This is a genomic window from Streptomyces sp. NPDC005551 (genome assembly GCF_042871785.1).
In the GTDB taxonomy this organism is placed as follows: Bacteria; Actinomycetota; Actinomycetes; order Streptomycetales; family Streptomycetaceae; genus Streptomyces.
Genome location: NZ_JBIAJE010000011.1, coordinates 173,651 through 191,865, shown reverse-complemented (window position 1 = coordinate 191,865; position 18,215 = coordinate 173,651). Strand labels below are relative to the sequence as shown.

The following is an 18,215-nucleotide window of genomic DNA, read 5'->3' as shown; positions in this document are numbered from 1 at the left end:
ACCGGCCAGGACGCCACCACCGCAGCGCCCGAGACCCCCAGCCAGGAGTGATGACAGACATGTCCGACACTCTCGACATGACCGCCCGGCACATCGGCGACCACATCGTCGTCACCGTCGCCGGAGACGTGGACCTGCACACGGCGCCGACCCTGCGCGCGTATGTCCGCGGCCTCGTGCAGGAAGGAACTCCGCACCTGGTCCTGGACCTGCCGGGAGTGGACTTCGTCGACTCGACCGGGCTCAGTACCTTCATCACCCTCCTGCTCGAGACGGAGAAGGCGGGCGGCTCGCTCCGCCTCGCCGACGTCCCCGACCGCCTCATGCGCATGGTGACGATCACCGGCATCTCCGCGCTGCTGCCCGTCCACGCCACCGTCACCGACGCGCTGGCCGGCCGGGCCGCCCGCACCGAGGCCGACGATGCCGGCACCGGCCGATGATGGCCGGCGATATTCGGGGCAGGTGGTCGGCATGGGGACGACATGAGGGCTGAGCACGAGCGGCGGGCGGGCAGCGGTGCCCGCCGGATCCAGGACACCGACCAGGACCTGTCGCTGCTGTTCGGGACGTCCACCGCGCTGTTCGCGTCCATGACGGGCCCCGCGCACGTGCTGGAGGCGGCGAACCCGGCCTTCTTCACGGCGATCGGAGGCGGACGGCGGGAACGCACCGGCGTGCCGCTGGTGCGGCTCATGCCCGAGCTGGCCGCCCAGGGCTTCATCGGACTCCTGGACCAGGTGTACCGGTCGGGGGAGCGGCACGTCGGCCGGGACACCCGTGTCGTCATCGGAGTCGGCGCGGACGCCCACGAGGCGTACTTCGACTTCACCTACGAGGCCCGGCGCGACGCCGGCGGCAACGTCATCGGCGTGCGCATGGTGGGCGTGGAGACCACACAGGTCAAACACGCCCGGCGGCTTGCCGCCGAACAGCGCGCCCTGCTGGAACAGATAGCCCGCCAGGCACCGCTGCCGGACGTGCTGGACGGCATGTGCAGGACGATCGAGGAACTGACCCCCGAGGTCATCGTCTCGGTACTGCTGGCGGACCAGGACGGCCGGCACCTGCGGCACGGTGCGGCTCCCGGCCTGCCGGACTTCTACAACCAGGCCATCGACGGCATCGCCACCGGCGAAGGGGTCGGCTCGTGCGGCACCGCCGCGCACCGGCGCAGGAACGTGATCGTCAACGACATCGCCACCGACCCGCTGTGGAAGGACTTCCGCGACCTCGCCGGCCGGGCGGGACTAGCCGCCTGCTGGTCGACACCGATCCTCGCCCGTGACGGCCGGCTCCTGGGCACCTTCGCGATGTACCACCGCACCCCCCGCGCCCCTCAGGACACCGACCTCGCACTGGCCCGCGTCTTCGCCGACACCGCCGCCCTCGCCATCGAGCGGCACCACGCCGAACAGGCCAGGCAGGCGGCCGACGCACGGGAGAAGGCCGCCCGCGACGACCTCGCCTTCCTGCTGGCCGCCAGCACCGCCCTGGCCGGCCGCCGGCTGGACGAGAGACAGACACTGCAGCGCCTGGCCACCCTGGCGAGCCCGGCGCTGGCCCCGCTGGCCACCGTCGACATCCTGGAGGCCGGACGCGTGCAGCGGGTGGCCACCGCCGCGCGCAGCGAGGAGGCACGCAGCCTGCTCGCCGCCTGCGTACCGGCCCAGGACGATGCCGTCGCGCGCGTTTTGAGCTCGGGGCTGACGGAAGTGGCGCGCCGTACCCCCACCGGACCCGGCCCCTGGCACGAGCTGGGCGTCACCGGGTACGTCTGCGTCCCGCTGGTGGACCGCGGGCGGCCCTTCGGCGCCGTGACCCTGCTGTCCGCGGACGGCCACTCCTTCGACGGTCACCGGATCGCCCTGGCGGAGGAACTCGCCCGCCGCACCGCGTCGGCCGCCCGCAACGCGCGTCAGTACGCGCAGCGCGCCGCCCTCGCCCGCGACCTGCAGACCGGCCTGCTGCTGCCCGACCTGCCCGACGTCCCCGGCGCCCGGCTCGCCGCCTTCTACCACCCGGCCGGTGAAGGGCTGGAGGTCGGCGGCGACTTCTACGACGTCTTCGAACGCGACGACGGCAGCTGGGCCTTCATCCTCGGCGACGTCTGCGGGCGCGGCGCCATGGCCGCCACCACCACCGCCCTGGTCCGCCACACCGCCCGTGCCGTCGCCTCGCTGCTCGACGACCCCGTCGACATCGTCAAGGCCGTCGACAAGGCCCTGAACGACCGCTACGCCCACCAGAACAACGGCTTCGTGACCCTCGTCTACGGCCATCTCGCACCGGCCGCCGAAGGACTCGCCGTCGAGCTCGTGCGAGCCGGGCACACGCTGCCCCTGCTGCTGGACGCAGGCCACGTGGTCGACACGGTCGAGGCATCCGGCGGGCTGCTCGGCACCGGCCTCCCGCTCCGGCTCACCGCCCGCCGTCTCACGCTCCGCCCCGGCGAGAGCCTGCTGCTGTACACCGACGGCATCACCGAGTGCAGGGCCACCGGCACCGAACAGTACGGCGAGGCACGCCTGGCCACGGCCATGGCCTCCGTCCCGCGCGGGTCGGCCGCGGCCGACGTCGTCCGGGCCGTGGCCGAAGACGTCCGCCGCTTCATGGACGGCCGGGAAGTGGAGGACGACCAGGCCGCCCTGGTCATCACCGCCGAGCAGCCGAGGAGCCGGCCCCCTGGCCCGTCCTGACCGAAGCGCCGTCGCCCGGCGGGCCCACCTGCGGGCATCCGGAGCAGGGCGCAGTCGTCGGGAAGCGGCCCGCGGTGTGGTGCGGGTCAGGAATCGTAGTGGTCCCGGCTTCCCGACTTGGCCAGCCCGCGGCTGATCATGTAGCCGACGGTGAGGATCACGATGTACCACCAGGCCTTGTCGGCGCGGAAGTAGTCGAGGTGCCCGTCCTCGCTCCCCACCACCAGGGAGGCGATCAGGACGGCGATGACGGCAGCGACGTAGACGAAGAATTCCGTCGTCTTCAGGGCCGACTTGGTCTCGGTCGCCAGGCGGCGCGTGTGCTGTCCGGCGGCGGCGCCGCCGGGGCGGTGGCCGGCCGGGTCCGGGTTCGCAGTGCTCATGGCAGGAGTCCGATCCGTTGTGCGAAGCACGTGGTGCACTCCACGGCTGGGACCACGCCGGTCGACGCGCGTCCCGCATCAGCGAGTACCCCTCTGCGGGAAACCATCCCGCCTCCCCGCCCCGATCGGGCATCACCGGATCCACGCCCCGGAAAGACCGGTGGAAGAGCACGCCGTACGGCCGTCACGGCAGCCCGGTCTGCTCGCGGTACTGCGCCTTCTTCCCTATGGGCGTCCTCCGGCCGGCGGCAGTCTGCTGCAAAACACGGCTTGGAGGCTCACAGTGACAGCAGGCCCTGCCCCCGAAGGGGCACCGTACGACGTCGACACCCGCACGGCATCCTTCGCGCAGCGCCGGCTGTGGTTCCTGGACCAGCTGGCCAAAAACTCCACCGCATCGATGCTCCCGCTGGTCCTGCGGCTGCGGGGCCCCCTCGACGCGGCCCGGCTGGAGCGGTCCCTGGCCGGGATCGTGACCCGGCACGAGGTGCTGCGCACCCGGTTCACCGCCGTCGACGGCGAGCCGGTGCCGGTCGTGGACGCCCCCGCCGGCTTCGTCCTTCAGCACCTTGAGGCAACCGGACCGGACGACCTGTTCGCCCGGTGCCTGGACCGCCCCGTCGACCTGTCCGCCCAGCACCCGCTCCGTGCCACGCTCGCCCGCGTGGCACCCGACGAGCACCTGCTGCTGGTGGAGGTGCACCACATCGCCGTGGACGGCTGGTCGTGGGGGGTGCTGCTGGACGAACTGGCCGCCGGATACCGCGGCGAGCCGGTCGCCGCGCCCGCGGTGCGCTACGCCGACCTCGCCCGCACCCAGCGCGAACGCCTGCGCGGCGAACGCCTGGAACGCCTGCTCGGCCACTGGCGTGAGCGGCTCACCGGCCTCACCCCGCTCGACCTGCCCACCGACCGGCCCCGGCCCCGTGTCTGGGACGGCTCCGGTGACGTCGTGCGTTTCGACCTGCCCGCCGATCTGGTCACCGCCGTCGACGCCCTGGCCAGATCCCGGCGCGCCACCCGCTACATGCTCCTGCTCACCGCCTACCAGGCGCTCCTGGGCCACTGGTCGGGCCGCACCGACGTCGCCGTGTGCAGCACGCTCGCCGACCGCGCCCAGCGCGGTGCCGGGGCCCTGATCGGCCCGCTGGTCAACACGGTCGTCCTGCGCACGGACCTGGCCGGCCGCCCCGGCTTCGCCGAACTGCTGGACCGGGTGCGGGAGCGGGCACTGGCGGACCTCTCCCACGCCGAGGCCCCCTTCGACCTCGTGGTCGGCGCGCTCGGCGGCGCCCGCGACCTGTCCCGGCACCCGCTGGCCCAGGCGTCGTTCACCCTCCTCAACACCCCGATCCGCCCGGTGGAGATGCCCGGCCTGGACGTGACGCTGGTCGAGCCGCCGCTGACCGGGACACCGCTCGACGTCTTCCTCGACCTCACCCTGCGCACCGACGGCAGCATCGCCGCCATCCTCCAGTACGCCACCGCCCTGTTCGACGCCGCCACCATGCGCGCGTTCGCCCGTGCCTACGTCGCGCTGCTGCGCGCCGTCCTGGCCGACCCCCTCACCCCCGTGCAGGACCTGGCCCGCGCGCTGCCCGCCGGACCCGGCGCGCCCGCCCGCCCCCGCCCCGACTGGCACCACGCTCCCGACCGGCCCGCGGACCCGGCGCCGCCGCTCACCTTCACCGGCGACCCGGACGCCACCGCGCTGCTCTGCGGCGACGACAGCGCCACCTACGCACAACTGGACACCATGACCGGCTCACTCGCCGCCGCGCTGCGCGCCGCCGGCGTCGGCTCCGGCAGCCCGGTGGGCGTCCTGCTGCGCCGCGGCCTGTGGTCCGTCGCGGCCATCGAGGGGATCTGGCGGGCGGGCGGCGCGTACGTACCCCTGGACCCCGAACTCCCCGCCGAGCGGCTGAGGTTCATGGCGGACGAGGCCCGCCTCACCTGCGTGCTCACCGACCCCGCGACGGCGGCCACCGCCACCGCGCTCGCACCGGTCACCGTCGACGTCACCACCCTCCCCCCGGCCACGGACGGCCCCCGCCACCACCCGCACCCCCGCGAACTGGCCCACGTCATCTTCACGTCGGGCTCCACCGGCCGGCCCAAGGCCGTGGGCGTCGAACACGCCGCGCTCGCCTCGCACGTGGCCGCCACCCGCGAGCGGCTCGGCATCGGCGCCGCCGACCGGGTGCTGGCCTTCGCCTCCTTCTCCTTCGACGCCTCACTGGACCAGGTGCTGCCCGCCCTCACCTCGGGCGCCACCGTCGTCATGCGCCCCGACGAGCCCTGGCTGCCCACCCAGGTGCCGGAGATCGTCCAGCGGCACGCCCTGACCGTCGTCAACGTGCCCCCCACCTACTGGTCCGAACTGACGCTCTCCCTCGACCGGCGCCTGGCCGCGGCCCTCGCCCCGCTGCGGCTGCTCGTCCTCGGCGGCGAGGCCGTCCCGCCCGACACCCTCGCCACCTGGCGGGCCGCCGTCCCCTGGGTGCGCGTGTGCAACGCCTACGGGCCCACCGAGACGACCGTCACCGCCACCACCTACGACGCCGACGACCCGCCCGCCGACACCGTGCCCATCGGCCGTCCCCTCGGCGGCCGGCGCGTGTACGTGGTCGACGCCGACGACCAGCCGGTACCCGTCGGCGTCCAGGGTGAACTCCTCATCGGCGGCACGGAAGTGGCCCGCGGCTACCTGGGACGCCCCGCCCCGACCGCCGAACGCTTCGTCCCCGACCCCTACGGACCGCCCGGCGGCCGCCTCTACCGCACCGGTGACCTCGTCCGCTGGACACCGGGCGGAGAACTGGAATTCCTCGGCCGCCGCGACGACCAGGTCAAGATCCGCGGCTTCCGGATCGAACTCGGCGAGGTGGAGAGCGTGCTGCGGGCCTGCCCGCACATCGCCGCGGCCGCCGCCCGCCCCGACCGCGCCACCGGGCGCAGCCTCACCGGCTACGTCGTACCGGCCCCGGACGCGCCCCGCCCGCCGGACCGGGCGGACCTGCGCGCCTGGTGCGCACGCCATCTGCCCCACTACGCCGTCCCCTCCGACTTCGTCGTCCTGGACGCCCTCCCGGTCGGCGTCTCCGGCAAACTCGACCGCTCCGCCCTGCCCGACCCCGCCCGCACGGCCGACCCCGCCAGCACCGCACCCCGCGACGAGACCGAGCAACTCGTCGCCGAGGTGTGGGCCGACGTCCTCGGCCTGGACCGGATCGGCATCGACGACAGCTTCTTCGACCTGGGCGGCCACTCCCTGCTGGCCACCATGGCGGTCTCCCGCATCGCCCAGCGCCTGGGCCGCGAGATCGAACTGCGCACCGTGTTCGAGAACCCCACCGTCCGGGGCTTCGCCCCCCGCGTGGCCGCCGCCCGCGCCTGTGGCGCGAGCGAGGTGGTGCCCGTCGACCGCGACCGGCCGCTGCCGCTGTCCTTCGCCCAGGAACGGCTGTGGTTCCTGGACCGCACCTCCGAACGCGGCGACTCCTACCTGCTGTGGTACTGCTGGCGCACCCGCGGCGGCCTGGACCGCACCGCCTGGCAGCAGGCCCTGGACGACCTGGTGGAACGCCACGAGGTGCTGCGCACCGCGCTCGTCGAGTCCGACGGCCGCCCCGTGCAGCGGATCTGCGACCCGGTGGGAGTCCCGCTGCACTGGGAGCAGGCACCCGGGGCCCCGGACGAGCAGACCCGCCTGGAGGCGGTACGGCACCGGGCCGTGACCCTGGCCACGCGCCGCTTCGACCTCACCCGGCCGCCCCTGCTGCGGGCCGGCGTGTGGGAACTGGCCGACGACGACCACGTCGTACTCCTCGCCCTGCACCACGCCGTCACCGACGGCTGGTCCAAGGGCCTGCTGCTGGACGAACTCACCCAGCACTACGAGGCCCGCCGCGCGGGCCGGCGCGCCCAGCTGCCGCCGCTCGCCGTGCAGTACGGCGACTTCGCCGTCTGGCAACGCGAACGCGCCGACAGCGGCGCCCTGGAACCCCAGCTCGCCTACTGGGAAAGCACCCTGGAGGACGCACCCGCCCTGGAGCTGCCCACGGACCGGCCCCGGCCGTCCGCGTTCACCGGCCGGGGCGGCGCCGTGGAGGTCGACCTGCCCACCGCTCTCCTCGACCGCGTGGACACCTGCGCCCGCGAGCTGGGCGCGACCCGGTTCATGGTGCTGCTGGCCGCGGCCCAGGCGGTCCTGTCCCGCTGGTCGGGGCAGAGCGACGTGTCCGTGGGCACACCCGTCGCCGGACGCGGAAGGCTCGAACTCGAGCCCCTGGTCGGCTTCTTCGTCAACACCGTCGTGCTGCGCACGGACCTGTCCGGACGGCCGACGTTCACCGGGCTCGTGGACCGGGTGCGGGACGTCGTCCTGGGCGCCTTCGACCGCCAGGAGGTGCCGTTCGAACGGGTCGTGGAGCGGCTGCGCCCCGAACGCGACCTGTCCCGCAACCCCTTGTTCCAGGTGATGGTGGACGTCCAGGACGCCTCCACGGGCGGCTCCGCCCGGCCGGGGCCGGCCGCCACCGACTTCCCGCTGCCCTGGGGTTCGGCCAAGTTCGACCTGACCGCCACCTTCGTCGTCCGGGAGGATTGCTTCGCCCTCAACGTCGAGTACGCCGCCGACCTGTTCGACCCCTCCACCGCCACCCGGTTCGCCCGGCACGTCGGGCGGCTGCTGGAGACCCTCGTCGCCGACCCCGCGGCACGCGTCGACGAGGCACCGCTGCTCTCGCCCGGGGAGCGGCAGAGCCTGGTGGCCGGGGCCGGCCGGGACACGGTGCCCGCGCCGCGGTTCCGGGTGCGGGGCCGGGCAAACGCCCCGGCCGTCGTCTGCGAGGGCACGACCCTCGACCACGCCCGGCTGGACGCCCTGACCGGCGGACTGGCCGCAGCCCTGGCCGACGCCGGCGCGGCCCCCGGCGACGCCGTGGGCGTGTGCGTCGGCCGCGGCGTGTGGCCGGTCGCCGCGATGCTCGCCGTGTGGCGGGCCGGCGGCGTGTACGTCCCCCTCGACACCCGCATCCCCGAGGAACGCCTGCGGTACATGCTCCGCGAGGCCGGGGTGCGGCACGTGGTGTGCGACGCCGGCACCCGGGACAAGGCCACCCGGCTCGGGGCCACGGCGATCGACGTCGGCCGGGTCCGGCCGGCCCCCGACGGCCCCCGGCACACCCCCCGCCCCGACGACCTCGCCTACGTCATCTTCACCTCCGGCTCCACCGGCCGCCCCAAGGCCGTCGGCGTCGAACACCACGCCCTGGACGCCCACGTGGCCACCGCCCGCGAGGCGTTCGCGCTGACCGCGGACGACCGGGTGCTCACCTTCGCCTCCACCTCCTTCGACGCCTCGCTGGAGCAGATCCTGCCCGCGCTGAGCGCCGGGGCGACGGTGGTGGTGCGCCCGGACGAGATCTGGGCGCCGGAGGAACTCGCCGCCCGGGTCGCCGCCGAGCGGGTGACCGTCATGGAACTCACCCCGTCCTACTGGGCGGAACTCGTCGCCCGCCTGGACACGCTGGCACCCCGACTGGCCTCCCTGCGGCTGCTGGTGACGGGGGGAGAGGCACTGCCCGCCGACCCCCTGGAGCGGTGGTTCGCGCACCTGCCCGCGGTACCCGTGATCAACACCTACGGCCCCACCGAGGCGGTGATCTCCGCCACCGCGCACACCGTCCAGGCGGCCCCGCACGGCCGGGTCCCCATCGGCCGCGCCCTCGGCGGCCGCCGCACCTACGTCGTCGACGCCCTGGGCGAACTCACCCCCGACGGCGTACCCGGCGAACTCCTCATCGGCGGCAACGAGTTGGCGCGCGGATACCTGGGCCGTCCCGCACTGACCGCCGAGCGTTTCGTGCCCGACCCGTTCGGCGGACGAGGCGGCCGGCTCTACCGCACCGGCGACGTCGTACGCCGACTGCCCACCGGCGAGCTGGAGTTCCTCGGCCGCAACGACGACCAGGTCAAGATCCGCGGATTCCGCGTCGAACCGGGAGAGGCCGAGGCGGTGCTGCGCCGGCACCCCGGAGTGCGGGGCGCGGCCGTCGTGGTGCGCACCCTGCACGGCGAGGCCGCCCTCGTCGCCTACACCGCGGGCACCCGCCTCTCGCAGGAGTCCCTGGAGCGGCACTGCCGCGAGCACCTGCCCCACTACCTGGTGCCGTCGGCGTTCGTCCTGCTGGACGCCCTGCCGCTGACCGTGCAGGGAAAACTGGACACCGCCGCCCTGCCCGAGCCCGTGGCACGCGCACCGCACGCCTTCGTGGCACCGCGCACCCCCGCCGAGACGGTCGTCGCGCAGATCTGGTGCGAGGTCCTCGACCTGCCCCGGGTCGGCGTCCACGACGACTTCTTCGCGCTGGGCGGCCACTCCCTGCGCGCGGTGTCGGTCGCCTCCCGCCTGCGGACCGCCTTCGACTGCCCGCTGCAGGTCCGCGACCTGTTCGAGCACCCCACCGTCGAACGGCTCGCCGCCGAGGTGGAGCGCCGGCTGCTGGAGCTGATCTCGCAGCTGAGCGACGAGGAGATCGACCTGTCCCTCACGGCCGGCCTCTGACCCCGTCGCCCGCGCCCGCCCCTGCCCGACTTCCTCTCCCCAGTTCTTGGATCGGAGTGCCCCCATGACCACATCCGACGTGCGTCCCGGCCCCCTCGCCGCGGGCGGCGGCCTGTCCCCGGCCGCCCGGCGCCTGCTGGAACAGCGACTGCGCGGCCGGGCCGCCGTACGCGAGGACGGCCCGGCCCGGGTCCGGCCCCGCCCGCAGCGAATCCCGCTGTCCGCGGCCCAGCAGCGCCTGTACTTCCTGGACCGGCTCGACCCGGGCGCACCCACCTATCTGCTGCCCGCGGCCTGGCGGTTCACCGGCCCGCTGGACCTGCCGGCCCTGCGCGCCGCCGTGGCGGACCTCGTCGCCCGGCACGAGCAGCTGCGCGTGATCTTCCCCGAGCACGACGGCATCCCCCACCAGCAGGTCCTGCCCGCCGACGGCACCGTCCTGGACGTGACCGAGGTGAGCGGCGAGGAGTGCGAGGAGGACGGGGACCGCGAACGGCGCCTGTCGGCCGCCGTGCACACCGCCGCCCTACGGCCCTTCGACCTCGCCCGCGAGCCCGCCTTCCGGGCCACCCTGGTCCGCGCCGCCGACGACGACCACGTGCTGGTCCTGGCCATGCACCACATCGTCTCCGACGGCTGGTCGCTGGGCCTCGTCGTCCGTGACCTGACCGAGCTGTACCGGGCCCGCCGCGAGGGACGCGCCGCACACCTGCCCGAACTGCCCCTGGACTACAGCGACTACGCGATCTGGCAGCGCCAGAGCGACCAGTCCGCCGCCCTGGACCACTGGCGCACCCGGCTGGCCGGCCTCACCCCGCTGGAACTGCCCACGGACCACCCCCGCCCCGACACCCCCGGCGGCCGCGGCGCAGCCCACCGCCTCACCCTGCCACCCGCGCTGAGCGACGCGCTCACCGCGCTGGGCCGGCGCACCGGCACGACCCCCTACATGACGGTGCTGGCCGCCTTCCAGGCCGCGCTCGCCTTCCACAGCGGACAGCGCGACATCGCCGTCGCCACCGTGGTCGCCAACCGGGAACGGGCCGAGACCGAGCAGCTCGTCGGCTTCTTCGTCAACACCCTCGTCCTGCGCGGCGACCTCTCCGACGACCCGACCCCCGCCGCGCTGCTCGCCCGCACCCGGGAGCGGGTCCTGGAGGCGTTCCAGCACCAGTCGCTGCCCTTCGAGCAGGTCGTCGACGCACTCAGCCCCGAACGCGACCTCGCCCGCAACCCGCTCGTCCAGGTGCTGTGCACGCACACCGACACCACACCGTCCGGCTTCGACCTGGGGCAGGCGAGCGGGACGCCGTACCCGATCGACCTCACCACCGCCAAATTCGACCTCACCCTCGATCTGCGCGACGGCGACGGACGCACCGACCTGGTGTTCGTCTACCGGCCCGACCTGTTCGAGGAGGCCTCGGTCGCCGCCCTCGCCCGGCACACCGTGACCTTGCTGGAGGCGTTCTGCGCCGCCCCCGACACCCCGCTCAGCACCGTCGACCCGCTCACCCCCGCCGAACGCGCCCACCTCCTGGGCCCGAACGGCCCCGCCAACACCGGCACCGACACCGCCCGGGCCCCGCGCACCGCCGCCGACCGCCTCGCCGGCCACATCGCCCGCACACCCCACGCGGTCGCGGTGAGCGGATCGGGACGCACCCTCACCTACGCCCAGCTCGACGCCCGCGCCTCGGCGCTGGCCCGGCGGCTGCGCGCCGCCGGCGTCACCCGCGGCTCCCTCGTCGGCGTCTGCCTCGACCGCACCCCCGACCTGGCCGCCGCGCTGCTCGCCGTCTGGCGGGCCGGCGCCGCCTACCTTCCCCTGGACCCCTCCCACCCCAGAGCGCGCCGCGAGTTCACCATCACCGACTCCGGCATCGAGTGGATCGTCACCGACACCGCCACCCGGCCCGCCGTCGAGGGACTGCCCGCCCGCGTGGTCCCGCTCGACGCGGACGACACCCACACCCCGGCCGACAGCGACGACCTCCGCCCGGCCCCCGACGACCTCGCCTACGTCATCTACACCTCCGGCTCCACCGGCCGCCCCAAGGGCGTGGAGATCACCCACGGCAACCTGGCCTGGCTGCTGGACGCCGCCGACCGGCACTTCGACTTCGGCCCCGCCGACGTGTGGACCCTGATGCACTCGCCGGCCTTCGACTTCTCCGTGTGGGAGCTGTGGGCACCGCTCACCAGCGGCGCACGCGTCGTCGTGCTCGGCGCGGACGAGGTACGCGACCCGGCAACCGTGCACCGGGTGCTGCGCGAGGAGAACGTCACCGTCCTCAACCAGACCCCGGCCGCCTTCAAGGGCCTGCGCGCCCACCTCCAGGACACCGGCGCCGGCTTCGCGGACCTCGCCCTGCGCACCGTCGTCTTCGGCGGCGACGCCTTCGACGTACGCGACTACCGCGACTGGTTCACGACCGAGGGACACCGCCCCGCGCTGGTGAACATGTACGGCATCACCGAGACCACCGTGCACGTCACGATCCGCACCATCACCGAGCAGGACATCGACGCCGGCGTCCGCTCGCCCGTCGGCCGCCCGCTCGCCGGCCAGCACGGCTACGTCCTGGACTCCTTCGGCCGGCTCGTGCCGCCCGGCAGCACCGGCGAACTGTACGTCTCCGGCGGCGGCGTGGCCCGCGGCTACCTCAACCGGCCCGAGCTGACCGCCGAACGCTTCCTCGACGACCCCTTCGGGGCCCCCGGCGCCCGCATGTACCGCACCGGCGACCTGGTGCGCGTGCTGCCCGACGGACAGCTCGGCTACGTCGGCCGCGCGGACCACCAGGTGAAGATCCGCGGCTACCGCATCGAGCCCGGCGAGATCGAGACCGCCCTGCGCGCGCTGCCCGGCGTCACCGACGCCGCCGTGGTGGCCCGCCGCGAGGAGGGCACCGCCCGCCTGGTCGCGCACGTCGTCACGCCCGAGGGCCGCCCCCTGGACCCGCCCGCCCTGCGCGAGGGACTGCGGCTGACCCTGCCCGAGCACATGGTCCCGGCGCTGTTCGTCCGCCACGAACACCTGCCCCTGACCGCCAACGGCAAGGTCGACCGGGCCGCGCTGACCGCGGTCCGGCCCGTCTCGGACGGGCCCCGGGCACACGTACCGCCCGCCGGGCCCCGCGAGCAGGCCCTGGCCGCCGTGTGGAGCCAGGTACTGGGCGTCGAGCACGTCGGCCGCACCGACAACTTCTTCGACCTGGGCGGCGACTCCATCCTGGCGCTGCGCCTGGTGGGCCTCGGCCGTCTCGCCGGACTCGGGTTCACCGTCGCCGACGTCTTCCGCGCCCGCACCCTGGCCGACCTGGCCACCCTCGTCACCGACGCCGGCGACGCCCCCGCCCCCACCGCCCCCTTCTCCCAGCTCGACCCGGCCGACGCCGGCCGCCTGCCCGACGGACTCGCCGACGCCTACCCGCTCACCATGCTCCAGGCCGGCATGCTCCACGAGATGCTCGCCGACCCCCGGCGCGGCGCCTACCACAACGTCACCGACCTGAAGATCACCGTCCCCGAGGGCTTCGACCTCGACGCGTTCCAGGCCGCCGTGGACGCGGTCGTCACCGGCCACCCGATCCTGCGCACCTCCGTCGACCTCGTCTCCTACCGCGAGCCCCTCCAGCTCGTCCACCGCGCCGCCCGCCTGCCCGTCGGCTACACCGACCTGCGCGCACTGCCGCGCGAGGAACAGCGGGCCCGGCTGCGCGCCTTCGTCGACGAGGAGTTCGAGCGCCGCTTCGACCTCGCCGCCGCCCCCCTGGTGCGCATCCACCTCCACCACATCACCGACCACGACCTGCGCCTGGTCCTGACCGACTGCCACGTCGTCCTGGACGGCTGGAGCCTGACCTCACTCGTCGCCGACCTGCTGGCCATGCACCGGGAGGCCGTCGCCCACCGCCGCGCGCCCGAGCCGCCGACCGCACCGCCCTTCGCCGAGTACGTCGCCCTGGAGCGGGCCGCGCTCAACAGCGAGGAGTCCCTCGACTACTGGCGCAACCGGCTCGCCGACCTGCGGCCCGTCACCTTCCGCAGGCGCACGGCCGCCGACCTCGCCGCCCAGGCGCCGGTGCACGAGGTCCGCCGCTCCTACGCCCACCTCGCCGAACGCATCGGCCGCCTGGCCAAGGAAGCCGGCGTGCCGCGGCGCACCGTGCTGATCACGGCCTTCCACCACACCATGAGCCTGTTCGCCGACCGCGACGACAGCACCCTCGGCCACAGCATCGGCCTGGTCACCAACGGGCGGCCCGAAGTGCCCGGCGCCGACCGGATGCGCGGACTGTTCCTGAACACCGTGCCGTTCGGCGTGGCCCGCCCGCGCGGCAACTGGCTCGCCTACCTGCGGGACGTCTTCACGGCCGAACAGGAGATGCTCCCGCACCGCAGGCTCCCGCTGGTCCACATCGCCCGCCTGCGGCCCACCGAACCGAACCTGACCGACGCCGTCTTCAACTACGTCAACTTCCACCGGCTCTCGCACGACTCCTGGGACGACTCCCTGGAGATCGCGCGGACCATGTTCCCGCTGCTCATCAACGCCAGCGTCAACGCCTTCACCCTCGACGCGGACCCGGCGTTCGTCGCACCCGCCACCGCCGAGCAGCTCGCCGACGTGTACTGCGCCCAGCTGGAGGCCATGGTCGCCGGCCCGCACACCCCGGTGACCCGGCCCGCGCTCACCGGCGCCGCCCGCGCCACCGCCCTCGACGTCTGGGCCCGGGGCCCCGAAACCCCCTCCTCACCACTGCTGTTCCACGAGCACATCGCCGCCCACGCCGCCCGTACCCCGCACGCGGTCGCCGTCGAGCACCGCGGGCAGCACCTGACGTACGCCGCACTTAAGGAGCAGGCCGAACAGCTGGCACGGCGGCTGCGGCGGCTCGGGGTCGGCCCCGAGACCGTGGTGGGCATCTGCGCCGAGCGCGGCCCCGACCTGGTGCGCGCCGCCGTCGGCGTGCTGCGCTCCGGCGGCGCCTTCCTGCCCCTGGACCCGCAACACCCCACCGAACGGCTCGCGTTCATGGCCCAGGACAGCGGCATGCGGGTACTGCTCACCCAGCGCGCACTCACCGGGACGGTGCCCTTCGACGGGCCGGTGATCCACCTGGACACCCCCGCCGACCCGGTGGCAGCCGTGCCGGGCCGGGAGCCCGACGCCGACACCCTCGCCTACATCATCTACACCTCGGGCTCCACCGGCACACCCAAGGGAGTGGCCGTCCCGCACCGCGGCCTGTCCAACATGCTCGAAGGGCAGCGCGACCTGGTGCGCCCCACCGCCGGCGACCGGGTGCTGCAGTTCGCCTCCTTCGGCTTCGACGCCTCCATCCTCGAACTCACCTGGTCCCTCGCCAACGGCGGCCGGCTGGTCACCGCCCCCAGGGAGGACCTGCGCCCCGGCCCCGACCTGGCCCGCACCCTGCGCGAGGCCCACGTCACCGGCGCCATGCTGCCGCCCAGCGCACTGGCGGTACTCGGCCAGGACGACTTCCCCGAGCTGCGGGTGCTCCAGGTCGCCGGCGAGGCCTGCCCGGCCGAACTCGCCGACGTCTGGTCGCGCGGCCGGCGCTTCCACAACGTCTACGGCCTCACCGAGACCTCCGTGTGGTCCGTCGCCGCCGAACTGAGCCCCGGCCAGGGCACCCCGCCCATCGGCACCCCCATCCGCAACACCCGCATCCACGTCCTGGACGACGACCTCCAGCCCGTCCCGGTGGGCGTGCCGGGCGAGATATACCTCGGCGGGCAGGCCGTCGGCCGCGGCTACCTGGGCCGGCCCGCGCTGACCGCCGCCACCTACGTCCCCGACCCGTACGGCACACCCGGTGAGCGGCTGTGCCGCACCGGAGACCTCGGCACCCACCGGCCCGACGGCTCCGTGGAGTGGCTCGGCCGCCGCGACTCCCAGGTCAAACTGCGCGGCTTCCGCATCGAACTCGGCGAGATCGAGCACGCACTCAGGGCCCTGCCCGAGGTCCGCCAGGCCGTCGTCCTGCACCGCACCGACCTGCCCGGCGAACCGGCCCTCGTCGCCTACCTCGTCCTCCACGGCCCCCAGCCGCCCCGGCCCGAGGAACTGCGCCGCGACCTGCGGGCCTCACTGCCCGCCTACATGCTGCCCGCCCGGTTCGTCTTCCTGGACGAGATGCCCGTCAACCGCAGCGGCAAGACCGACAAGCGGGCGCTGCCCCTGCCCCCGGCCGAACTCGACCGCGGCGACACCGAGTACGCCGCCCCGTCCACCACCGCGGAGAAGGTCCTCGCCGAGATCTGGCGCGAGGTCCTCGGCCTGTCCCGCATCGGCGTCCACGACGACTTCTTCCGCATCGGCGGCAGCTCCCTGTCCACCGTCCGGGTCTCCCTGATGGCCGCCGGACGCGGCCTGCCGGTGTCGGTCGGAGACCTCATCGAACACCCGACGATCGCCCAGCTCGCCGCGCACGCCACCCGGGCGGCCGGTGACGGGCTGCCCGCCGCCGTCACCTCCGAGGTACGGCTGCGCGAGGGCACGGGGGAGCCCCTGTGGTGCGTGCACCCCACCGGCGGCAGCGCCACCTGGTTCGTGCCGCTCGCCCGCGCCCTGCCGCCCGGCCGGCCCGTCCACGCCTTCCAGGCCCGCGGACTGCTCGGCGGCGTCGACCCGAGCACGGTCGCCGGCATCGCCGCCAACTACGCCGCCGAGATCACCGACCGGGACGGCACCGGCCCGCACGCCCTGCTCGGCTGGTCCATGGGCGCCAACATCGCCCTGGAGATGGCCACCCAGCTGCACACGGCGGGACACCCGGTCGCACCCCTCGTCCTGATCGAGCCGTACCTGCCCAACACCGCCGCCCGGGCCCGCCTGGACGGCGTCACCAAGGACCTGCGCGAAGCCCTGCGCCTGCGGGACCGGCTGCGCGAACTGCCACCCTCCCCGCAGCGCGAGGGGGCCACGGCCGAACTCACCGCCACCCTGCTGGGCGCCGGCATGAGCCCCGCCGAAGCGGCCCTGGTCGAGAACGCGCCCATCGAGGTGTGGCACTCGCTGCTCGCCGCCCTGGCCGCCTACGAGGTCCGCCCCTACCCCGGCCACATCCACCTCGTGGTCGGCAGCGAAGCCGCCGCACTGCCCCGCGGCCGCACCATGCCCGGCCTGGACGTCGACTACGACACCTACGTCGCACGCTGGCGCGAGGTGGCAGGCGACGGGCTCACCCTGCACATCAGCGAAGGCGACCACATGTCGATGATGGCCGAGCCCCAAGTGCAGGGCATCGCCCGGCTGCTCACCGGCATCGAGGCGGGAGAAGACCGATGACCACCGCCGCCCCCGCCTTCACCGAGCGCTACCTGCTGTCCGCCGGCATGGTCGCCGACCCCTACGACCACCTCGACGCCCTGCGCGCGCACGCCCCCGTCCACTGGAGCCCGATGCACCACGCCTGGCTCGTCACCGGCTACGACCAGGTGATGCGCTGCCTGCGCGACCCCGCGGTCTCCGCCGACCGGGTACGCCCCCTGATGGACGCCGTACCGCACGGCGCCCGCGAGGACGCCGAGCGGGCCTTCGGGATCCTCTCCCGCTGGATGGTCTTCAACGACGCGCCGCAGCACCGCAGGCTGCGCCAGGTGTTCCAGGAGGCGTTCGCCGCCCGCGCGGTGGCCCGCTACCGCGCCTTCACCGAGAAGGCGACCCGCGCCGTCCTCGCCCGCAAGGCGGCTCCCGGCCGCACCGGCGACCTGATGGCCGACGTCGCCAAGCCCCTGCCCGCGCTGGTGTTCGCCCGCTGGCTCGGCATCCCGCGCACCGACGCACCCTCCTTCTGGTACTGGAACGCCCGCGTCGCCGACCTCGTCCTCGGCACCGCCCAGGAGGAGAGCGAGTACCGGGCCTCCCTGCAGGCGCTGGTGAGCCTGGAGGACTACCTCGCAGTGCTGGTCGCGCGGCGCCGCACCGAACCCGGCGACGACCTGATCAGCCAGGTGCTGCGCGAGGGCCGGGTCGGCGACTCCGTCAGCGAGGAGGAGTTCGTCGGCATGCTCACCCAGATGGCGTTCGCCGGCGGGGAGACCACCAGCAACCTCATCGCGAACACCGTCCTGGCCCTGCACACCAGGCCCGAGCAGCTCGCCGCCGTCCGCGCGGACCCCGAACTGGCCCAGGGCGCCGTGGAGGAGACCCTGCGCCTGGACGGCCCGTCCAAGATGTCGATCCGCACCGCCGCCCGCGACCTCGACCTCGACGGCCACACCCTGCGCACCGGCGACCGGATCTTCCTCGTCACCGCCGCCGCCAACCGCGACCCGGCCCGCTTCCCCGACCCCGCACGGTTCGACGTGCGCCGCACCGGCGCGACCCACCTCGGCTTCGGCTTCGGCGCCCACTTCTGCATCGGCGCAGCCCTGGCCCGGCTGGTCGCCGTGTCCGCGGTGCGGACCCTGGTCACCGACCACCCCGGCCTGACCCTCGCGGACCCCGGCGGACAGACCTGGCAGCCCTCCCTGCTCAACCGCAGCCTCACCGCCCTGCCCGTCCGCTACTGACCGGACCGCCGAGAGCGT

At 74.5% G+C, this 18,215-nt stretch carries 6 protein-coding genes; 5 read left to right on the top strand and 1 reads right to left on the bottom strand.

Annotated elements, in window-relative coordinates; all coding sequences use genetic code 11:
* Positions 1-59: 59 nt before the first annotated feature.
* Positions 60-443, top strand: a complete 384-nt coding sequence (locus ACFYP4_RS29415) for an STAS domain-containing protein (protein WP_358850610.1) — start codon at positions 60-62, stop codon at positions 441-443.
* 42 nt (positions 444-485) lie between these two features.
* Positions 486-2,699: a SpoIIE family protein phosphatase gene (locus ACFYP4_RS29410; protein ID WP_388789471.1), complete on the top strand. Its 2,214-nt coding sequence runs from the start codon at positions 486-488 to the stop codon at positions 2,697-2,699.
* A gap of 86 nt (positions 2,700-2,785) precedes the next feature.
* Here the strand turns inward: ACFYP4_RS29410 and ACFYP4_RS29405 are convergent, their stop codons facing one another.
* Positions 2,786-3,082, bottom strand: a complete 297-nt coding sequence (locus ACFYP4_RS29405; protein WP_358850608.1) for a hypothetical protein — start codon at positions 3,080-3,082, stop codon at positions 2,786-2,788.
* A 283-nt stretch (positions 3,083-3,365) separates the two neighbouring features.
* Between ACFYP4_RS29405 and ACFYP4_RS29400 the strand changes: the two genes are divergently transcribed.
* From ACFYP4_RS29400 to ACFYP4_RS29390, 3 genes are all read left to right on the top strand, one after another.
* A complete protein-coding gene (locus ACFYP4_RS29400; RefSeq protein WP_388789468.1) occupies positions 3,366-9,650 on the top strand; it encodes an amino acid adenylation domain-containing protein in 6,285 nt (2,094 codons plus the stop codon).
* Between the two features lie 64 nt (positions 9,651-9,714).
* Positions 9,715-16,971 carry an amino acid adenylation domain-containing protein gene (locus ACFYP4_RS29395; protein WP_388789465.1) on the top strand — a complete coding sequence of 2,419 codons (7,257 nt, stop codon included), beginning with the start codon at positions 9,715-9,717 and terminating at the stop codon, positions 16,969-16,971.
* On the top strand, positions 16,968-18,197 hold the full coding sequence (locus tag ACFYP4_RS29390; RefSeq protein WP_358850605.1) for a cytochrome P450: 1,230 nt from the start codon (positions 16,968-16,970) through the stop codon (positions 18,195-18,197). Before ACFYP4_RS29395 ends, ACFYP4_RS29390 begins: the two co-directional genes overlap by 4 nt.
* The last annotated feature ends 18 nt before the right edge of the window (positions 18,198-18,215 follow it).